Source organism: Lacinutrix himadriensis (assembly GCF_001418105.1).
Taxonomy (GTDB): Bacteria; Bacteroidota; Bacteroidia; order Flavobacteriales; family Flavobacteriaceae; genus Oceanihabitans; species Oceanihabitans himadriense.
In genome coordinates this window covers 34786-53691 of the sequence record NZ_LIQI01000019.1, presented here as the reverse complement: position 1 = coordinate 53691, position 18906 = coordinate 34786, and the positions used below count along the sequence as shown (strand labels likewise).

Annotated in this window: 11 protein-coding genes; 8 read left to right on the top strand and 3 right to left on the bottom strand. The window is 33.0% G+C overall.

Translation table 11 applies throughout. The features are described 5' to 3' along the window. Nucleotides 1-196: 196 nt before the first annotated feature. Together AMD28_RS18350 and AMD28_RS05905 are read left to right on the top strand one after the other, a co-directional pair. Nucleotides 197-1525, top strand: a complete 1329-nt coding sequence (locus AMD28_RS18350; RefSeq protein ID WP_241492450.1) for a GEVED domain-containing protein — start codon at nt 197-199, stop codon at nt 1523-1525. Nucleotides 1526-1792: 267 nt separating this feature from the next. Continuing rightward, nucleotides 1793-2578 carry an NYN domain-containing protein gene (locus AMD28_RS05905; protein ID WP_055443234.1) on the top strand — a complete coding sequence of 262 codons (786 nt, stop codon included), beginning with the start codon at nt 1793-1795 and terminating at the stop codon, nt 2576-2578. Nucleotides 2579-3378: 800 nt separating this feature from the next. Here AMD28_RS05905 and AMD28_RS05900 read toward each other — a convergent pair. After that, the gene (locus AMD28_RS05900; protein WP_055443233.1) at nt 3379-4014 is read right to left on the bottom strand and encodes a 3'-5' exonuclease; all 636 of its coding nucleotides are present in this window, start codon (nt 4012-4014) and stop codon (nt 3379-3381) included. Further along, nucleotides 4015-5922, bottom strand: coding sequence for a DUF294 nucleotidyltransferase-like domain-containing protein (locus AMD28_RS05895; RefSeq protein WP_055443232.1), 1908 nt, complete (start codon nt 5920-5922; stop codon nt 4015-4017). A 122-nt stretch (nt 5923-6044) separates the two neighbouring features. Between AMD28_RS05895 and AMD28_RS05890 the strand changes: the two genes are divergently transcribed. After that, complete coding sequence (locus tag AMD28_RS05890) at nt 6045-7115, top strand: proline iminopeptidase-family hydrolase (protein WP_055443231.1); 1071 nt, start codon at nt 6045-6047, stop codon at nt 7113-7115. A 1057-nt stretch (nt 7116-8172) separates the two neighbouring features. Here the strand turns inward: AMD28_RS05890 and AMD28_RS05885 are convergent. Continuing rightward, on the bottom strand, nt 8173-9384 hold the full coding sequence (locus tag AMD28_RS05885) for a multidrug effflux MFS transporter (protein ID WP_055443230.1): 1212 nt from the start codon (nt 9382-9384) through the stop codon (nt 8173-8175). Nucleotides 9385-9505: 121 nt separating this feature from the next. On the opposite strand from AMD28_RS05885, the gene AMD28_RS05880 reads away from it, so the two are divergent. From AMD28_RS05880 to AMD28_RS05860, 5 genes are all read left to right on the top strand, one after another. Next, nucleotides 9506-11275: an ABC transporter ATP-binding protein gene (locus AMD28_RS05880; protein ID WP_055443229.1), complete on the top strand. Its 1770-nt coding sequence runs from the start codon at nt 9506-9508 to the stop codon at nt 11273-11275. Between the two features lie 30 nt (nt 11276-11305). Further along, nucleotides 11306-11752: a DinB family protein gene (locus tag AMD28_RS05875; protein ID WP_055443228.1), complete on the top strand. Its 447-nt coding sequence runs from the start codon at nt 11306-11308 to the stop codon at nt 11750-11752. 100 nt (nt 11753-11852) lie between these two features. Next, nucleotides 11853-13454, top strand: coding sequence for a helix-turn-helix transcriptional regulator (locus tag AMD28_RS05870; protein WP_055443227.1), 1602 nt, complete (start codon nt 11853-11855; stop codon nt 13452-13454). Between the two features lie 120 nt (nt 13455-13574). Next, complete coding sequence (locus tag AMD28_RS05865; RefSeq protein WP_055443226.1) at nt 13575-16130, top strand: hypothetical protein; 2556 nt, start codon at nt 13575-13577, stop codon at nt 16128-16130. Nucleotides 16131-16336: 206 nt separating this feature from the next. After that, complete coding sequence (locus AMD28_RS05860) at nt 16337-18901, top strand: T9SS type A sorting domain-containing protein (protein WP_055443225.1); 2565 nt, start codon at nt 16337-16339, stop codon at nt 18899-18901. Nucleotides 18902-18906 lie beyond the last annotated feature (5 nt).

The window sequence follows — 18906 nt, the reverse complement described above, 5'->3', positions numbered from 1 at the left end:
TATTACAATCAGCATATTAGGGAAATGAAGAGGTAATCAGTAATGGTTGCCTCTTTTTTTATTTATGATTTGCTGTAATAATTATTAAAAATAGAAGCAACACCTAAACAGTTTAATGCATACTGTTAAAAATCAGTATATTAATAATATATGCATTTAATTTTATAACTTGTATAATCAATCAAACATACTATTTATGAAAAAAATTACTCAAGCACTTGTACTATTTTTTACGTTATTGGCTATTGGAGTTCAAGCCCAAACTTTTCCTGCTCCGTATTGTGAAATTGAAGAACCTGATATTGTTACAGTAGAGGAGATTACATCCGTTTCTTTTGCAGGAACCAGTATTACAAATGTAGATATCGTTTCTGTTTTAGTAGATGAAACAGCAACTATTATCAACATTACACAAGACCAAACCTATACTTTAGAAGCAACAGGAAATACCTATGGTCCTTTTGATACCGATATTGTTGCATTTATAGATTGGAACCAGAATGATATTTTAGATGATGTTGGTGAAACTTATGCAATAGGAACTCTTTTCAATTCTACAGGAAGTGATGGTACTTCTGTAACTATGGATATAACAGTACCTGTAGATGCTGTTCCAGGAAACACACGAATTAGAATTACAAAAACATATCAAGATCCAGATTCTCCTGCTGAGGTGAATCCTTGTGGTATACAGTTTAATCCATTTGGTGTAGGTATTTATTCCGGTTTCGGACAAGCATTAGATTTTACTTTAGATGTGGAAGCGTTGGTTTTTCCCGCTCCGTATTGTGAAATCACAGATGCTAGTAATGTTACAGTAGAAGAGATTACATCCGTTTCTTTTGCAGGAACCAGTATTACTAATACAGATGCAGTTTCTGTTTTAATAGACGAAACAGCTACTAATATTAATGTTTCTCCAGACCAAACCTATACTTTAGAAGTAACAGGAAATACCTATGGTCCTTTTGATACCGATATTGTTGCATTTATAGATTGGAATCAGAATGATGTTTTAGACGATGCTGGTGAAACTTATGCAATAGGAACCCTTTTCAATTCTACAGGAAGTGATGGTGATTCTGTAACTATGGATATTGCGGTACCTATAGATGCTGTACCAGGAGAAACACGAATTAGAATTACAAAAACATATCAAGATCCGGATTCTCCAGCAGAGGTTAATCCTTGTGGTATACAGTTTAATGCATTTGGTCAAGGTATTTATCCAGGCTACGGACAAGCATTAGATTTTACTTTGAATATAGCAGCTTTAAGTATTGCTGAATTTGATATTAACGCCTTATCTGTATATCCAATTCCTGCAAAAGATATTTTGCATATAAAATACAAATCCGCACTAAGTGCAGTGAAGATTTATAACCTTTTAGGACAAGAAGTATATACGCAAAAGACAAACGCTTCTAATTTACAATTGGATATATCGACGCTTTCTGCCGCTACTTATGTGGTTAAATTAATTACAGAAAAAGGCCAACATAATTTTAGAATTATAAAGCAATAGAAGTAGATTAAGATTATTTCACTACATTTAAACTATAATTTAAAAAAGAAACCTAAAAATATATAATCATGGCTAAGTCACAAGATTCAAAGAAAAACGTAAAAAAAGAAGCAGCATTATCACCTAAAGAGAAAAAGGCTGCAAAATTGGCTAAAAAAGCAGCTAAAAAATAATAACTTAAGAGAACAAAAAAACCGCTCCAATTGGAGTGGTTTTTTTGTATAATGCTATTACCTTTATACTAATTATTAAAAAGCACTAAAACCTATGGATATTAAACTTGCAGTACTTATTGATGGCGATAATATTCCTTCAGCCTATGTAAAAGAAATGATGGAAGAGATTGCTAAATATGGTAACCCAACCATAAAACGTATTTATGGCGATTGGACCAAACCACATTTGACTAAATGGAAAAATGTATTGTTAGAAAATGCCATTACGCCAATTCAACAATATGGTTATACTACAGGGAAGAATGCTACAGATTCTGCCATGATTATTGATGCCATGGATGTTTTGTATTCAGGAAAAGTAGATGGTTTTTGTTTGGTTTCTAGTGATAGTGATTTTACACGTCTAGCAACGCGTTTACGTGAAGCAGGAATGCAAGTATTTGGTATTGGTGAAAAGAAAACACCGAATCCTTTTATTGTGGCTTGCGATAAGTTTATATATATCGAGATTCTTAAAAATCAGGCGGAAGAAAGTGAATCCGAATCGTCTACCGAAAAGTCCGTGAGTAAAGAAAGTAAATACGATAAAATAACGCAGAAAGAAATTAAGTTTATTGCAGCAACTATAGAGGATGTTGCCGACGATGATGGATGGGCTTTTCTTGGTGATGTTGGTAGTTTACTACAAAAGAAACAACCCAATTTCGATTCTAGAAATTATGGTTTTCAAAAACTAACGCCTTTAATTAAATCGATTCCTGACTTTGAGATAGAGCGTCGTGAAGATAATAGAGGACGCATGAAACTTATTTATGTAAAGATTAAAGAGGTGAAGCCTAAAGGGAAAGGTCGAAGAGAAGGAAGTAAAAAGGTGTAAGGCAGAAGTGAAAAGTAAAAAGTAAAAAGGCAAAAGGTAAAAGGTAAAGTAAAAAGGCAAAAGAGAATGTCATAGCGAGGTATGAAGCAGTCTGATTAATGTATATAATAATTTTAAAATAGTTCTGGCTCTTTTCTTTTTTGAATTAGAAGAAAGAGGAGTTAACAAAAGTGCTTCGCCTTTTTCTACAAACCATCCGATTTTTGTTAAAACAAAAACCACCTTCCTTTAGCTAAAGGAAGGAGCGTCAAAACGAATATGTTTTTTATTAAATTAGAAGCTGTAAATATATCTTGAGGTTTAATACTACTTGAAATCCATGCAAAGTATGGAAACACCAAGACGAAGAATAAAAGAAGAAAAGTTCCGAAAACAGGAGAACACCGTTCGACGCGGAATTTTCAAATTGGTTTTTCAGTTTCTTAACTGAAAAAATTCCTTGGCTTGGTCGTGATTTTTTGGTTCGTTTTTCATCAAGGAAAAATGAATGATAAGAAAAAAACAGATCATAAAGTGCTTCGCCTTTTTCTACAATCCATCCGGTTTTAGTTAAAACAAATAAATCACCTTCCTTTAGCTAAAGGAAGGAACTCCAAAACGAAATTCTTTTTTTTTAGAATTTTGTATCGATAATTTTTGAGTTAGATTACTTTTCGATACCATTTGTTCATCCTTCACAAATCACTCGAAGTGACAAAAAGAAGTATGTAATATTTATCAATTTGAGTTGAATTATTTCTTGTCAGTTCGAGTGAAATTCTTTTTTTTAGAATTTTGTATCGAGAACTAAGACACGACTTCTAAAAATCACTTAACCTCAAATCTCTATTTTTCTTCTTTTTTAATAAAGCAGCAAACTTTAAAAATAAAACAGCAGTTAAATATGCATCACCAGAAGCGGTATGCCGATCATGCATGGTAATATTAAAAGTATTGCAAAGTTGATCTAAACTATAATGTGTATGATCTTTTACGTATTTCGTTTTTTTGTAAAGTTGCCCGGTATCTACTAACTTATTTTTAAGCTTTGGTAAATCCATTCGTTGTAAAGCTTGGTTAATCATAGCCACATCAAAGGCTATATGATGTGCTACCAAAACAGCTCCTTCAATATGTTTTAAGAATAGCTTTATAGCTTCTGTTTCTTCTATTTTACGAATAGATCCTGCTTTTAAAATACCATGAATTTTTACCGTATCCGCATTAAAATGTTCTTGTTGCACATAGCATTCCAAGCTGTCGGAAACGTCTATACTAAAGTTTTGTATGGTTACTGTTCCAATAGATAAAATAAGATCTTCGTTAGGATTTAACCCGGTAGTTTCGGTATCAAACACAATAAATCGTGTAGCTTCTAAAGGATTGTTTTTTCCTTTAAAACTTTCCGCGTAAGCGTTATAAAAATCCGGATATGTTTTGCGTTTAAACCAATTCATTTATAATAATTGAGAGAGTTTAAAACGAATTTTCAATAAATCTTGAATATCCTTTATAGGTTTAAAACAGCCTTTAAGTTTTAGTCTGTCGGCTTTGCTCAGGCTATTCAAATCTATAAATCTCCCAGAATCGTTATTTTTCAAACCTTGTTGGGTTCTAAAACGCAATAAAATGCGAAAGGCACTAATGCAAGATTCGTATAAATCTTTGGTTTGCGGTTCTATCTCGGCAAGTTTTTTAAAACGTGCAATAGTACTGTTGACGTCTTTTGTGTTATGTGATAAAACGAGCAGTCGTGCAGCATCTACAAGTGGCATAATAGCACGTGCTTTAATATCAAACTGATCTTTATGTTCGCCAGAATCTTCTACTAAAAAATTTCTAAAAAAGCTTAAAGGTGCTGGGTTCTTTAGAGCGTCACGACCCATAAAATTTAAGAAAATTTCATAGCTGTCAATAGCTTCAAAAATACTCGTGGACATCTCATCCACCAGCTCATGATTTCCATATACCAAATCGTAATCAAAAAAGATATTGCAAAGCATGATTTTATCTTGGTCTGGATGGGTAATCCAATTTTTAAATTGGGCTTTCCATTCGGTAACCGATAAACACCATTTGGGATTACTAGCCATCATATTAGCAGGACAAAGTTCAAAACCAACCGTATTTAGCTTGTTGTTGATCCCTTTTGCCAATTTTAAAAAATAGGAGGTAGTCGCTTCTTTTTTGTCTTCGGAAACATCTTCAAATACTAACGCATTGTCTTGATCTGTTAGTAATAATTGCTCTTTTCTACCTTGGCTACCAATGGCCAACCAAGCAAAAGGTACAGGAGGTTCTTCTTGTATTTCGGTAATACTTAATAGAATAATACGTTTAGTTATAGCATCGTTAATTGCTGAAATAATATTAGCGATAAACGAAATAGGTATATGTTGTTCAATATAGTTTTTAAGCAATTCTTGTGCTTTTTCTCTTATGAATTTTAAAGATTCGGCTGAGGTTGCACGCTTGATTTCTTTAATTAATACGGAAGGATTATTTCCATGCATTACAATAATATCATGTTCAGATAAAATACCAATCAATTCCGAATTTGGCGTGCCATCTGCAGTAATACATAAATGAGAAATTTCATTTTTTAGCATGGCTATTTGAGCCTCGGCAACGGTTATGGTTGGCGGAAACGTAATCACAGGAGCCGACATAATACTTTCTACTTCTTCGCTTATAGTATGTAATCCTGTTGCTATTTTATTACGTAAATCTTTGTCGGTAATAATACCTATCGGCTGCTTGTTTTCGGTAATAATAATCGAACCGACTTTGCGTGCACTCATCACTATACAAGCATCTTTTATAATGGTATGTGCTTGGCAAACAATAGGGTTTTTAGAAAAGTTTGCAGATTGTACTTCGGTAAAACTATTGGTATTGGGTTGTAAAAAACTTTCGTTAGCAAATAGGGTTCCTTTGTCTTCTTCCGAATACGGATTACGAGTATTAGTAGCAAAACTGGCAATTAAAAACTGATTCGCTTTTGGGTTGGTAATAATAATATCTTCCAAAACTTTAGAAGACATACTGTAAACAATACTTTCTTCAATGGCTTTGGCATCTAGCAAATATTGATCTTTCCGAATTAAAGCACGTAGGCCAAAAATATCGCCTTCATCACATTCGTCTACCAAGCTATTTCCTCTATAAATACCAATAGCGCCATCTTTTACCACGTAAAACGAATCGTGTAAATCTTCATTTTGCTTAAAAATATAGTTGTCTTTTTCAATATAATGCACTTTAACTTGGGTAGCAATGCTGAACAGTTGCTCATGCGTCAAGGCATCAAAAGGAGGAAAGCCTTTTAAGAAATCTAAAATACGTTCTGCAATAGTATTCTTCATGCTACTAAGTTATAGAAAAAGAAGCGGTAATATTCTGATAATTATCATATTGTTGCTAAAATACTATAGTTATTAAATGAGGATTTATTTCTTTAACTTAGTATTCTAAATTCTTCCGTTTTATGAAAATCAAAATAATAGTTCTAGTCGTATTAAGTGTATTGTGTTTGAATTGCAAAAAAGAACATACACAAGAACATGCTGGACATCTAGAATACGAAGCAACAAATACTTCCGCAGAAAACTATCTAAAACCGCAAGAGAAAGACCAGTTTTTAGGCGGCATTAAAATGATTCCGATTACAACTCCAAAAGGGGAATTTAAAGTATGGACCAAGCGTGTTGGTAATAATCCGACCATGAAAGTATTGTTATTACATGGCGGACCAGGAATGACACACGAGATTTATGAATGTTTTGATGGTTACTTTCCGCAGGAAAATATAGAATACTATTATTACGACCAGCTAGGATCGTATTACAGTGATCAACCAAAAGATTTAAGCCTTTGGGATTTAGATCGTTTTGTGGAAGAAGTAGAGCAAGTACGAATTGCTTTAGGATTAGATAAAGACAATTTTTATTTATACGGACAATCTTGGGGAGGAATTCTTGGGATGCAATATGCGTTGAAATACCAAGAAAATTTAAAAGGATTAATTATTTCGAATATGGTGGCTTCTATTCCGGAATATCAAAAATATAGTGACGAAGTACTTGCTCCAAAAATGGATCCAGAAGTACTAAAAGAGATCAAGAGTTATGAAGATAAAGAAGATTATACCAATCCGCGGTACATGGAATTGATTGTAAATAACTATTATACAGAACATGTGATTCGAATGCCTGTTGCCGAGTGGCCAGAACCAATAAATAGAGGTTTTAAGCATTTAAATCCGGAGGTATATGTGACTATGCAAGGACCAAGTGAGTTCGGAATAAAAGGAGATGCAACCCTGAAAAATTGGGATGTTACCGATCGATTGAAAGAAATTAAAATTCCAACATTAACTATTGGTGCAACGCATGATACTATGGATCCAGAACACATGAAATGGATAAGTACCGAAGTGCAAAACGGACGCTTTTTATTATGTCCTAACGGAAGTCATCTTTCGCAATTTGATGATCAGAAAGTATTTTTTAAAGGACTGATTGATTTTATTAAGGATGTGGATTCGGGGAGTTTTTAAGGAATAAAGACTTTTGTCAGTTCGAGTGTTTCGACGAAAGGAGAAATGTATAGAGAACAGATTTGTGTTTGTAATTGCTTCTCGATACAATGCTTCGTGCCTTAGCATCACTCCATGTGACAGCAAGGTTTAATTAGTGTTTTAAGTTTGAGGGAATTTTTTTGGAATTTTAAGAAAGCCGAGTTTATAAAAGAGCTTCGCCTTTCTCTGCAAACCATCCGATTTTTGTTGCAACAAAAACCACCTTCCTTTAACTAAAAGAAGGAGCTATAAACGAATATGTTTGTAATTATAATGACGCTGTAAATATATCTTAGCATTTGATGCTACTTGAAATTTCAACAACGTCGGAATCAACGATTTTAAGAAATAATGAGCAATTCTTAATGTTTTAAGTTAAAATCAAGGATTGAAAATATATACACCAAAAAAGGATGATTATTAATGTAACAGCGAATGGTACTTTTTAATTTCCTAATAAATCGTTTTAATTTCCTAATAAATCGTTTTGATTTTTTGGTTCGTTTTGTATCAAGACAAAATGAACGTAAAGAAAAAAGAAAAGTTTTATTAAAAGAGCTTCGCCTTTTTCTACAAACCATCCGATTTTTGTTTAAACAAAAACCACCTTTCTTTAACTAAAGGAAGGAGTCATAAACGAATATGTTTGTAATTATAATAATGACGCTGTAAATATATCTTAGCATTTGATGCTACTTGAAATTTCGACAACGTCGGAATCAACGATTTTAAGAAATAATGAGCAATTTTTAATGTTTTAAGTTAAAATCAAGGATTGAAAATATATATACCAAAAAGGATGAATATTAATGTAGCAGCGAATGGTACTTTTTAATTTCCTAATAAATCGTTTTGATTTTTTGGTTCGTTTTGTATCAAGACAAAATGAACGTAAATAGAAATATATAGAGAACAGGTTTTTGTTTGTAATCACTTCTCGATACAATACATCGTACCTTAGCATCACTCGAAGTGACAGCAATATTTATTTTGTGTTTTCAGTTCAAGTAAAATTATCAAGAACAACTAAAAGCAATTAAGCATCCACTAAACCTCTCGTATGTAAAACGCGCATACGAATAAAAATAAAGAAAGAAAGTGTTCCAAAAATAGTAAAACCTATAAATAGAGGTAAGGCAGTATCTGTAACAAATCCTCCAATAAAATTAGCAATTGGCACTGCCATAAGTGTAGAAATAAACCCCGTAATTGCAGCTCCAATTCCTGCAATATGACCAATAGGTTCCATGGCAATCGCTCTTAAGTTTCCAAAAATAAACCCAATAGTAAAAAACTGAATCGCCATGAATAAGAGTATTATTGGTAAGGATGGGTTTGCAGAATTCCAAAAAAGAAGCACATATATTAACGCATTTACACTAAATAGTATAATTGCAAAATAAGATAAACGCCACATTCCAAATCGCATAACAAAACTACCATTTAAAAAAGTAGATAAACCAACACCAGCAGCTAAGCCAGCAAAAATGTATGGAAATTCATCAATCAAACCATATTGGTTTTCAAAAATGATTTGAGATGCGCTTAAATACACAATAAAAGCACCAGAGATAAGACCCGAAATAACGGTGAATCCCATGGTTTCTTTGTGTTTTATTAATTCCTTTAAACCATCTAGAAAAACATGCTTGGTAAACTTAATTTTATACTCGGGTTTCAGGGTTTCTGGTTGTCTTTTCCAAAACCAAATACTGACTAACAAAGCCATGACTAATTGTACATAAAAAATGCCTTTCCAATTGTAATGGTTTAAAATAAATTTCCCCATAACAGGAGCGATAACAGGAACTAAAATGAAAAAAGTGGTTACAAAAGACATGATTTTTGCCATGTAATCGCCTATATACATATCCCTAATAACAGCAATAGCAATGGTTCTTGGTGCTGCTAATCCAACACCTTGTAAAATTCTACCGAAAACCATCCATTCTAAAGTAGGAGCGAGTACACAAATAACACTAGCAACAGCAAAAACAGAAAACCCAATATATACAATTGGTTTTCTTCCAAAACTATCCGACAATGGTCCAAATAATAATTGACCAAAACCTAAACCAAGAAAAATCATGGTAATTAGCAATTGGTTGTTGTTGGTATCCAGACTGTTAATTGAAATCCCAATCGCAGACATTGCAGGTAAAATAGCATCAATAGCCAAAGCAACAATAGACATTAAGGAAGCCATTAAGGCTATAAATTCAAATTTTACAGTTTGGTTTTTTTGCATTTGGCAAAAGTACGCTAAAAGTTAATATTACATCTTTCTTTTTTTGAATTAACAAAACATTAATTTATTAGGAGAAACAGGTTGTTTTTTCAGTGTATCTTCGCATAATAAATTTAATAAAATGCAGCATTTAAAACCTCAAGATAAAAGCGATAAAACAAAACCAAAAGTAACTATGGCTAAGGCGTTTAAGACCATTATTTGGCCTAGACGTAAATTGGTATTCATTGGTTTAATATTAATCATCATTAAAAGTATTTCTGGGTTAATATTACCATGGCAAAGTAAAGTGCTGTTGGATGATGTTGTGCCATCTAAAGATCCTAGTCAGTTATACACTTTAATAGGTATTGTTTTACTAGCTATTTTAGTACAAGCAGTTACTTCTTATTTACTGACCAAAATATTGAGTGTTCAGGCACAATATTTAATTTCAGAGTTACGAGCACAAGTACAAAAAAAGGTGCTATCGCTTCCTATCAGTTTTTTTGATAACACAAAATCTGGGGCTTTAGTTTCCCGAATTATGACCGATGTAGAAGGTGTTAGAAATCTTATTGGAACTGGTTTAGTACAATTAGTTGGAGGAACATTCACAGCAGTGGTATCTCTAGTTATCTTAATTAAACTAAATGCGTGGATGACTCTTTTTGTGTTTATTCCATTATCTATTTTCGGAATCATTGCATTAAAAGCATTTAAATATATAAGGCCTATTTTTAGAACTAGAGGTAAAATTAATGCAGAGGTTACAGGTCGTTTAACCGAAACTTTAGCTGGAGTTCGTGTCATTAAAGCATTTAATGCCGAAGAACAAGAAAATGTAGCTTTTGAAAAAGGAGTAGATCGATTATTTCAAAATGTAAAAAAGAGTTTAACCGCTACTGCGTTAATGACTAGTTCATCTACTTTTTTAATAGGAGTTGCAACTACTGGAATCATGGGAATTGGTGGTTATTATATGATTATTGGCGAAATGACTACGGGAGATTTTCTATTCTTCACTTTAGTTTTAGGATTTATGATTGCACCAATTATACAAATGAGTAATATTGGAAGTCAGTTAACCGAAGCATTAGCAGGATTAGATAGAACGGAAGAGCTTATGAATATGGCTGCGGAAGAGGATGATGCCAATCGTACCGAAGAATTGCAAGATTTTAAAGGAGAAATAGAATTTAAGGATGTTTCTTTTGCATACGAAGAAGGAAAGTCTGTGCTTCATGATATTAGTTTTAAAGCACCTTCGGGTTCTGTGATTGCTTTGGTTGGTAGTTCGGGATCTGGAAAATCTACTATTGCAGGATTATCTGCTACTTTTTTAAATCCGGAATCTGGCCAAATAACCATCGATGGAAAAGATTTATCTAAAGTAAAATTAAATAGCTTCCGAAGACATTTAGGTGTGGTATTGCAAGATGAGTTTTTGTTTGAAGGTACCATTAGAGAAAACATTATGTTTCCTAGACCAAATGCTTCCGAAGAACAATTACAAGCAGCAGTTAAAGCAGCTTATGTTAATGAATTTACAGACAGATTTGATGATGGTTTAGAAACACTGATTGGAGAAAGAGGTGTGAAGCTGTCTGGCGGACAAAGACAACGTATTGCAATAGCTAGAGCAATTCTTGCAGATCCTAAAGTGATTATTTTAGACGAAGCGACTTCTAATTTAGATACCGAAAGTGAAGCGTTAATTCAGAAATCTTTAGCGCAATTAACTAAGAATAGAACTACTATTGTTATTGCACACAGATTGAGTACTATTCGTAAAGCAGACCAGATTCTAGTTGTAGAAGGCGGTAAGATTGCAGAACGAGGAGACCATGATGCGCTAATAGCTTCTAAAGGAAGGTATTTCGATCTATTTACATACCAGGCTAAGATTTAATATTTTTATACGCTAATAAAAAACAAGTTTATGATTACAGATAGTTTAATGAAACTCTATAAAAGAGATTTAAAGGCTTTAATAGTAGAAGTAGAAGCGTATAAAGAGGAAAAGAACTTATGGTTGGTTACTGGTGAAATTACGAACTCCGCAGGGAATTTATGTCTGCATGTAGTTGGAAATTTAAATGCTTTTATTTGCGAATCTTTAGGGAATTCTGGTTATGTAAGAAAACGAGATTTAGAGTTTTCACTTAAAGATGTTCCTAAAGCTGTATTGATTAAACAAGTGGAAGATACTATTATTGCTGTAGAGAATACACTATTGAAATTATCTGAAACCGATTTGCAAAAAGAGTATAAACGTCGTATTTTTGAAGATACGATGACCACCGAATATTTTTTAATGCATTTAGCGATGCATCTTTCTTACCATTTAGGACAAATCAATTATCATAGACGTTTGTTAGATAAATAAAATACTTCTAGTAATATTTATAGTGATTATTACCATGCGTGATAGCGTGCATTTAATCATATTATTTTACCTTTATGCTTTATTAATTTCATCCAGATTCATGCGTAAGTACCCGTTTAATAGTATTGTTTTTTGTTTCCTCTTTTTTGTAAGTTGCATAGGTGCATTTGCACAGCTTAATAACAATCCTTTTATAAAACACATAGATTCTGCAACCAATATTATTGATGAGAACCCTAAACTAGCAAAACTTTATTTAGATTCCATTCCGCAACCTATTGAAAAAAATATAGAAGGACGTTTAGCGGAATATTATCAATTAAAAGGAATTATTAATGATGATTTGGATGAGCAAACCTTAATCTTTAAAAATTTTATGTTAGCATTAAAATATGCTAAAATAGAAGAGAATTATGATGTTGCTGGAATGAGTAGTTTAGAGCTTTTTTATAATACGCACTTAGTAAAACAAGATTCCGTTTTAGCATACAAGTATTTAAATGAAGCTAAGAAATACTATGCACTTGCAAAGAATGCAAATGGTTTAGCAGAGGTGATGCAAATGCCCGCTTATGTAGCGTTAAATAATAAAAACTACAATAAAAGTAACGCCATTGTATTAAAGGATTTAGAATATTATAAAAGCATAAAGGATGATGGCTACTATTATATGTATGCCTTATTTATGTTAACTACTAATTATACGAATTTAGGTGATATAAATAATGCGCATAAATATTTTAATCTCTTAAAAGAATTAGAGAACGACGCAACCATTCCAGAATCGCTTCATAAAAAACACATGGTAACTTTGTATAGTGATATTGCCGATTTTCATTTTGAAAATAAAGCATTAGATTCTTTACAGATGTATCTTCAGAAATTTGGAGCATTGCGATCTGCAATGAATGAACATGATACCAGAAATTACTTCAGATTAAAGTTAGATTATTATGATCAAATTAATGATGTAGCATTAAAAAAGGCTTTTAAAGATTCTTTAAGAAATTTTGAAGCCCTACAAATGAACAAAACACTGGATGCGAGTATTAAAATAAATGAAGATTTAATACAAACAGAAACGGCATTAGAATCCGAAATAAAGAAAAAACAGATTCATAGATATGTAATTATCCTATTGGGAGTGTTACTGTTAATGCTGAGTATTATTGTAATAACGAAGTACAAAAAAATTAAAGTTGCCATTTTAGAATATACAAAAAGCGATAAAGAGTTTTCCTTTTTAAAAAGTAATCACGAAAAGTTGAAAGTAAAAGTTCGTGGTTTAGAAGATTATATTATTGAAGTTAAAAAGGAAGTGAAAGCAATTTCTACCATTCATAATATTGCCGAACAAAAAGAAAAAATAAAAGAGTTATATAAAAACATTCATCATAACGCATCTACTTTTTTAGCGAAGGAAGAAAATTATTTGGAACTCATAAATGATCTTAATATTGATTTTTTTACCCAAATGAAAGCATTACATCCTAAACTAAATGATTCGGAAATCACTATTTGTTATTATCTGTTTATCGGATTTAAAAATAAAGAAATTGCCGCTTTTTTAAATTCTTCCACACGAGCAATCGAAAGCAAGCGTTATCGTATTTCTAAAAAAATGGAAGGCATAGATACCAACGCTACGCTTGTTGAATACCTTAATGAAACATTTAAGGAAACTAAAACCCGATCTATTTAATATAATATTGTACTTCTTTTCTGTTTTTTTTGAAATGCGTAGTTAATGCGTAGTCCAAAACCCCTATTGTTTCTATGGCATGTAGATATTTGTAATGCTAAATTATAAATTTACAAAGTCATGAGAAAAATCTACTTAATTACATTACTGCTTGCATCCGTATTCATGTATTCGCAAACTAAGCCGCAATCCAAAATCAATTGGACAGCAATGAATAATAATGAGGGAGCAACTTTTTATCAAGTGCAAGAAAACTTCAATAGTTATTGGAAAGATAAAACACCAGAAAGAGGTAAAGGATACAAACCTTTTAAGCGCTGGGAAGATTATATGACACCAAGAGTGTATCCTTCTGGTAATATGAATTTGCCTTCTTCTACTTATAATAATTATGTAAAATGGCAAAAAGCGAATAAAGATCAAAGAGTTGCAGGAGTAACAAGTAATTGGACAGAACTCGGACCAGTAGGATCACCAGATGGACCATCTCCTTATACCAGAACAGGAGCAGGAAGATTAAACTTTGTACGTTTTGACCCAATAAATTCTAACACCATGTATGTAGGGGCACCAGATGGTGGATTATGGAAATCTACAAACTCAGGTGCTTCATGGACTACCAATACCGACTTTTTAGCGGTAATTGGATGTTCTGATTTGGCAATTGCTCCTAATGGAACCACTATGTATTTAGCAACTGGAGATATTGAAGGAAACAGAAACAGTCTTGGAATATTAAAATCTACAGATGGTGGAACAACTTGGAATCCAACGTCGCTTGTTTTTGATCCAGCGGTTTACCCGGAAAAGCTTTCTAAACTTTTAATGGATCCAAATAACCCATTAAAAATGGTGGTAGCTTCCAGTTACGGAGCATATTATACTACAGATGGTTGGGCTACATATTCTAGTAGTGTCTTTAGTGGTTCTACACCAGATTTAAAAGACATGGAATTTAAACCAGGAACTTTAAACGCAAATACCGTGTATGCTTCTGGTACTAGCTTTTATAAATCTACAGACTTTGGAGCAAATTGGACAGAAATTACAAACGGATTACCAACATCAGGTGTTTCACGTATTGCACTTGCTGTAACGGCAGACGATGATGCTTATGTATATGCACTTTATGGTAAATCTAGTGATGAGTCTTATATGGGAACCTATCGCTCTACAGATGATGGTACTACGTTTACAACCATGTCTACAACTCCAAACTTATTAGCCTATACCGTAGATGGTTCGGATGCTGGTGGACAAGCATTCTTTGATTTAGCGATTGTAGCTTCTCCTACAGATAAAGAGAATATTACTATTGGAGGTGTCAACCACTGGAGATCTTTTGATGGTGGTGTTACTTGGGAAAACACCTCTGTTTGGGATTCTGGCGAAATTCATGCAGATGTGCACGAAATTGTTTACCAACCTGCAAGTTCAACAACCATGTATTCTTGTAATGATGGAGGGCTTTTTGTTTCTTATGATAATGGAGATCAATGGACAGATATTAGCAATAATTTAACCATCGGGCAAGTGGTTAAATTAGGATTGTCTGCATATACAGCAACAGGAATTGTTGCAGGAGAACAAGACAATGGTACAGTATTAAATGAATCTACAGGTTGGTATAATATCAATGGAGGAGATGGCGGAGAATGCTTCATCGATCCAGACGATGATAATTATATTTATGTGCAATATGTTCATGGAGCTTATGGTCGTTCAGCAGATGGTGGAGCAACCATTACTCCAATTGTTACCGGACTTCCAAGTGGTATTGATTTTTATAGTCCTTTTAAAATGCATCCCACAAATACATATACCTTATTTGCTGGTGGTACACCAACTTTATATACGTCTGTAAATTATGGAGATAACTGGTCCGCATTAGGAACAGCAACCGGTACAGACGGAATTAAAGAATTTGTAGTAGCGCCAAGCGATCCAACGGTTATTTATACCGTACAAATAGATGCTATTTCAAAATCTACAAATTCTGGAGCTTCCTTTACAAATGTTACAGCAGGATTACCAACAAGTGCCGCTTTTTCTAGTGTAACGGTTTCTACAACAGATGCCAATAAAGTTTGGGTAACCTATTCTGGTTATGATAGTGCTAATAAAGTATACAAGTCGGTAGATGGAGGTTCAAATTGGACTAATATTTCTGCAGGATTACCTAATGTGCCAATGAATACTATTGTATATAGAACGAATGGTATAGCAGATGAAGTATATTTAGGAGCAGATATTGGCGTTTTTATTGCAAATAATACGGTGACTTCATGGCAATCCTATATGACTAGTTTACCAAATGTTGCTGTACGAGATTTAGAGATTTTTTATCCAACAGGCAAACTAAGAGCAGGAACATACGGTAGAGGTATTTGGGAATCCGATCTTAATAATCAAACCTTAGGATTAGAAAGTAATACAGCAAATAATAATACGGTATTCATTTCTATGGATGAAAACGAAAACTTACAAATAAAGTCTTCTGTACAGGATATTAATAAGGTTGTGATTTTTGATATCTTAGGAAAGAAAGTATTTGAAAAAGAAAAAATTGACGCTAAAGTTTTTAATAATAAATCTATTGTGAGAAGCCAGCGTGTATTATTTGTGAAAACAACACTATCTAATGGTGCAGTGATTACAAACAAAATTTTGTTTTAGGTTAATAGCGAAATTTAAAACGTAAACAGTCTCATTGCAACAACATTGAGGCTGTTTTTTATTATTTAAAATTTGATAAAGCACACATCAGTTGTTTTACTTATTATTTAAAATAGTATCGTGCGTAGTAAGTGCGTAGTACTAATTTGCTTGGTTTGTAATGGATATTGGATATTTGTTTTGTTCAAATATTAATATAGAAAAAAATGAAAAAAACAATTACTCTTTTATTAATGGTCTTTACAATTGTGACCTATTCACAATCTATAGACTATAAAGCTGCAACAAATCTTAAAGGCAGCAATTATTATGAAATCACGAATAAGGTTAGGAAAGAATTAGGAGCATACAATAAGAATGCCTCTAAAGCAGAAATAAAAAAGCATAAACAATTTGAAAGATGGGCATACTACTGGAAAGATAGAGTAGATGTCAATGGTAATTTTCCGAATGCTTTTTCAGGATGGTATAACGCAGGAATTATTGATGCTAAAGGTAAAATATCTAAGAACTTAAATACTAACTTTAGAACTTCAGCAAGTACAGAAAATTGGAGTAATATTGGTCCGCAAGAAGTTCCAGATGCTAATGGATATCCTAACAATCCGCAATTAGGACGTTTAACTAATTTCTTAAGATATGAACATGCTACAGATGCAAACCAAAATGTGCTATTTGTAAGTGCACCAGTTGGAGGTGTTTGGAAATCTTTAGATAATGGTGCAACATGGTCGCCTAAATTAGATCATCTTGCTGGTATAGGTGTAACAGATATTAAAAGTAGCGCATCCGATATTAATAACCCAGGAACTATTTATATCTCTACAGGAGATTATGATGCAAAACATATAAACTCTATTGGTATTTATAAATCCACAGATTTTGGTGAAACATACCAACCAACAAACCTTACGTTTAGTTTAGACGATAAAGAAACTACTTCTAATTTAATTGTTATAGACGCAAGTACCGTTATTGTTGGAACCAATGAGTACATTAAGAAAACTACAGATGGAGGTGCTAATTGGACTAATGTATTTACACATAATTATAACGATGCTGTTTTAGGAAAGTTTCATAGAAATGGTAGTAATATCATGTGTTCCGATAGTTGGGGAGGATTATTCTTTTCTTCTAATAACGGAAATACATGGAGTGTATTAATTGCTGAAGGTGCAAATAGTGCACGTCACGCGATTACTACAGATGAAAACGGCGTTTTTTATGTGCAAGCAGATAACGGTCAAGTTTCTTCTTATAATCCTGCTGATGCATCTCCTGTACTTGCAACGGTTGGTGTTCCAGCTGTTGGGTATAGTACACAAGAATCGTACAACCAATGTTTAGCTGTAAAAGACGGACTAATAGTTAGTGGTGTTGTAGATGGAATTAATTCAGATGATTTAGGGAATACTTGGTATGTTACTTTAAACAACTCATGGTCAGATAATACTTCTCCTGGTTCTTATGGGCATGCAGATATTCATGAAATAGGATCTTTAGATAATGGTTACTCTTTTTGGAATGTAAATGATGGTGGTTTAAATTTTGTAACGTATGCAAATATTGCAGATGAAAAACCAGTAGTGGAATACAAATCTAACGGAGTAATAGTTACACAATTATATTCTGTAGCAATAACACCACAAACAAGTACCGATAATATTATTATGGGAAACCAAGATAATGATGGGTATAGTTTAGAAATGGTTGGCGGAAATCCAGCTTGGGTTACTGCAGGAGCTGGTGATGGTACATGTACAGCGGTAGATTACTCGAATCCGCAAATTAGATATTTAGGTTCTCAAAATGGAGGATTAACAAGAGCAGATAACGGATTTTTAGGAGACGTTTGGGGAACAAGTTTAACTACGCCAACTACCGGAGCACCTTTCGTTTGGACGTTAAAAATGCATTCTACAACTTCTACAACACTATATGGTGGTTTTGCAGATGTATATAAATCAACAAACAAAGGAGATACTTGGACGAACCTTAATTCTGGAGCAGGAGCAATTGAATACATCGAAACCTTTGGAAATAATTTATTCGTAATTGGTGAAAATGCTATTAAAAAATCAAGTAATGATGGTAGTTCTTGGAGTGCTGTTTCACAACCAGAAGCAGGAGCGAAAATGAACTCTATTTCCTTAGACCAAAATAACACAAACACATTGTATGCAACAGTGAATGGTTATGTAGATGGCTCTAAAGTTTTTAAATCTACAAATGGAGGATCTACTTGGACTAACATTACCGCAGGTTTACCTAACATTATTGCTAAACAAGTAGTTTTAAAGCAAAATCAAGGACAAGAAATTTTGTTCCTAGGAACAGAGCTTGGTGTTTATTTTAAAGTAGGAACAGGTAGTTGGACTAAATTAGGACAAGGTTTACCTAATGTTGTAGTTAGTGATATTGAAATTAATTACACACAAGATAAATTAGTTGTTGGTACTTTTGGTAGAGGTTTATGGGAAATTAGTATTGCAAATAATACGCTAGGTGTAAATGAAGTAGAAGCTAGTGAATTAGCTGCTCCTACCGTTTTTCCTAATCCAGTATTAGATGGTGTTTTAAACATTAAATTAAATAATACAAGTAACAATTATGACTATCAAATGTATAATGTTATTGGTGGTTTGGTTAAAAAAGGAACATTAAATATTGGACTCAATACTTTAGATGTAAGTCAGGTAGCAACAGGAATATATGTGGTTAGAATGACAGATGGTAAAACAGTGTCATCACAAAAGATAATTATTAAGTAGTTTTT

Coding starts and splice junctions, on each gene's coding strand:
- AMD28_RS18350 (WP_241492450.1), top strand. CDS start 197: ATGAAAAAAATTACTCAAGCACTTGTACTATTTTTTACGTTATTGGCT.
- AMD28_RS05905 (WP_055443234.1), top strand. CDS start 1,793: ATGGATATTAAACTTGCAGTACTTATTGATGGCGATAATATTCCTTCA.
- AMD28_RS05900 (WP_055443233.1), bottom strand. CDS start 4,014: ATGAATTGGTTTAAACGCAAAACATATCCGGATTTTTATAACGCTTAC.
- AMD28_RS05895 (WP_055443232.1), bottom strand. CDS start 5,922: ATGAAGAATACTATTGCAGAACGTATTTTAGATTTCTTAAAAGGCTTT.
- AMD28_RS05890 (WP_055443231.1), top strand. CDS start 6,045: ATGAAAATCAAAATAATAGTTCTAGTCGTATTAAGTGTATTGTGTTTG.
- AMD28_RS05885 (WP_055443230.1), bottom strand. CDS start 9,384: ATGCAAAAAAACCAAACTGTAAAATTTGAATTTATAGCCTTAATGGCT.
- AMD28_RS05880 (WP_055443229.1), top strand. CDS start 9,506: ATGCAGCATTTAAAACCTCAAGATAAAAGCGATAAAACAAAACCAAAA.
- AMD28_RS05875 (WP_055443228.1), top strand. CDS start 11,306: ATGATTACAGATAGTTTAATGAAACTCTATAAAAGAGATTTAAAGGCT.
- AMD28_RS05870 (WP_055443227.1), top strand. CDS start 11,853: ATGCGTAAGTACCCGTTTAATAGTATTGTTTTTTGTTTCCTCTTTTTT.
- AMD28_RS05865 (WP_055443226.1), top strand. CDS start 13,575: ATGAGAAAAATCTACTTAATTACATTACTGCTTGCATCCGTATTCATG.
- AMD28_RS05860 (WP_055443225.1), top strand. CDS start 16,337: ATGAAAAAAACAATTACTCTTTTATTAATGGTCTTTACAATTGTGACC.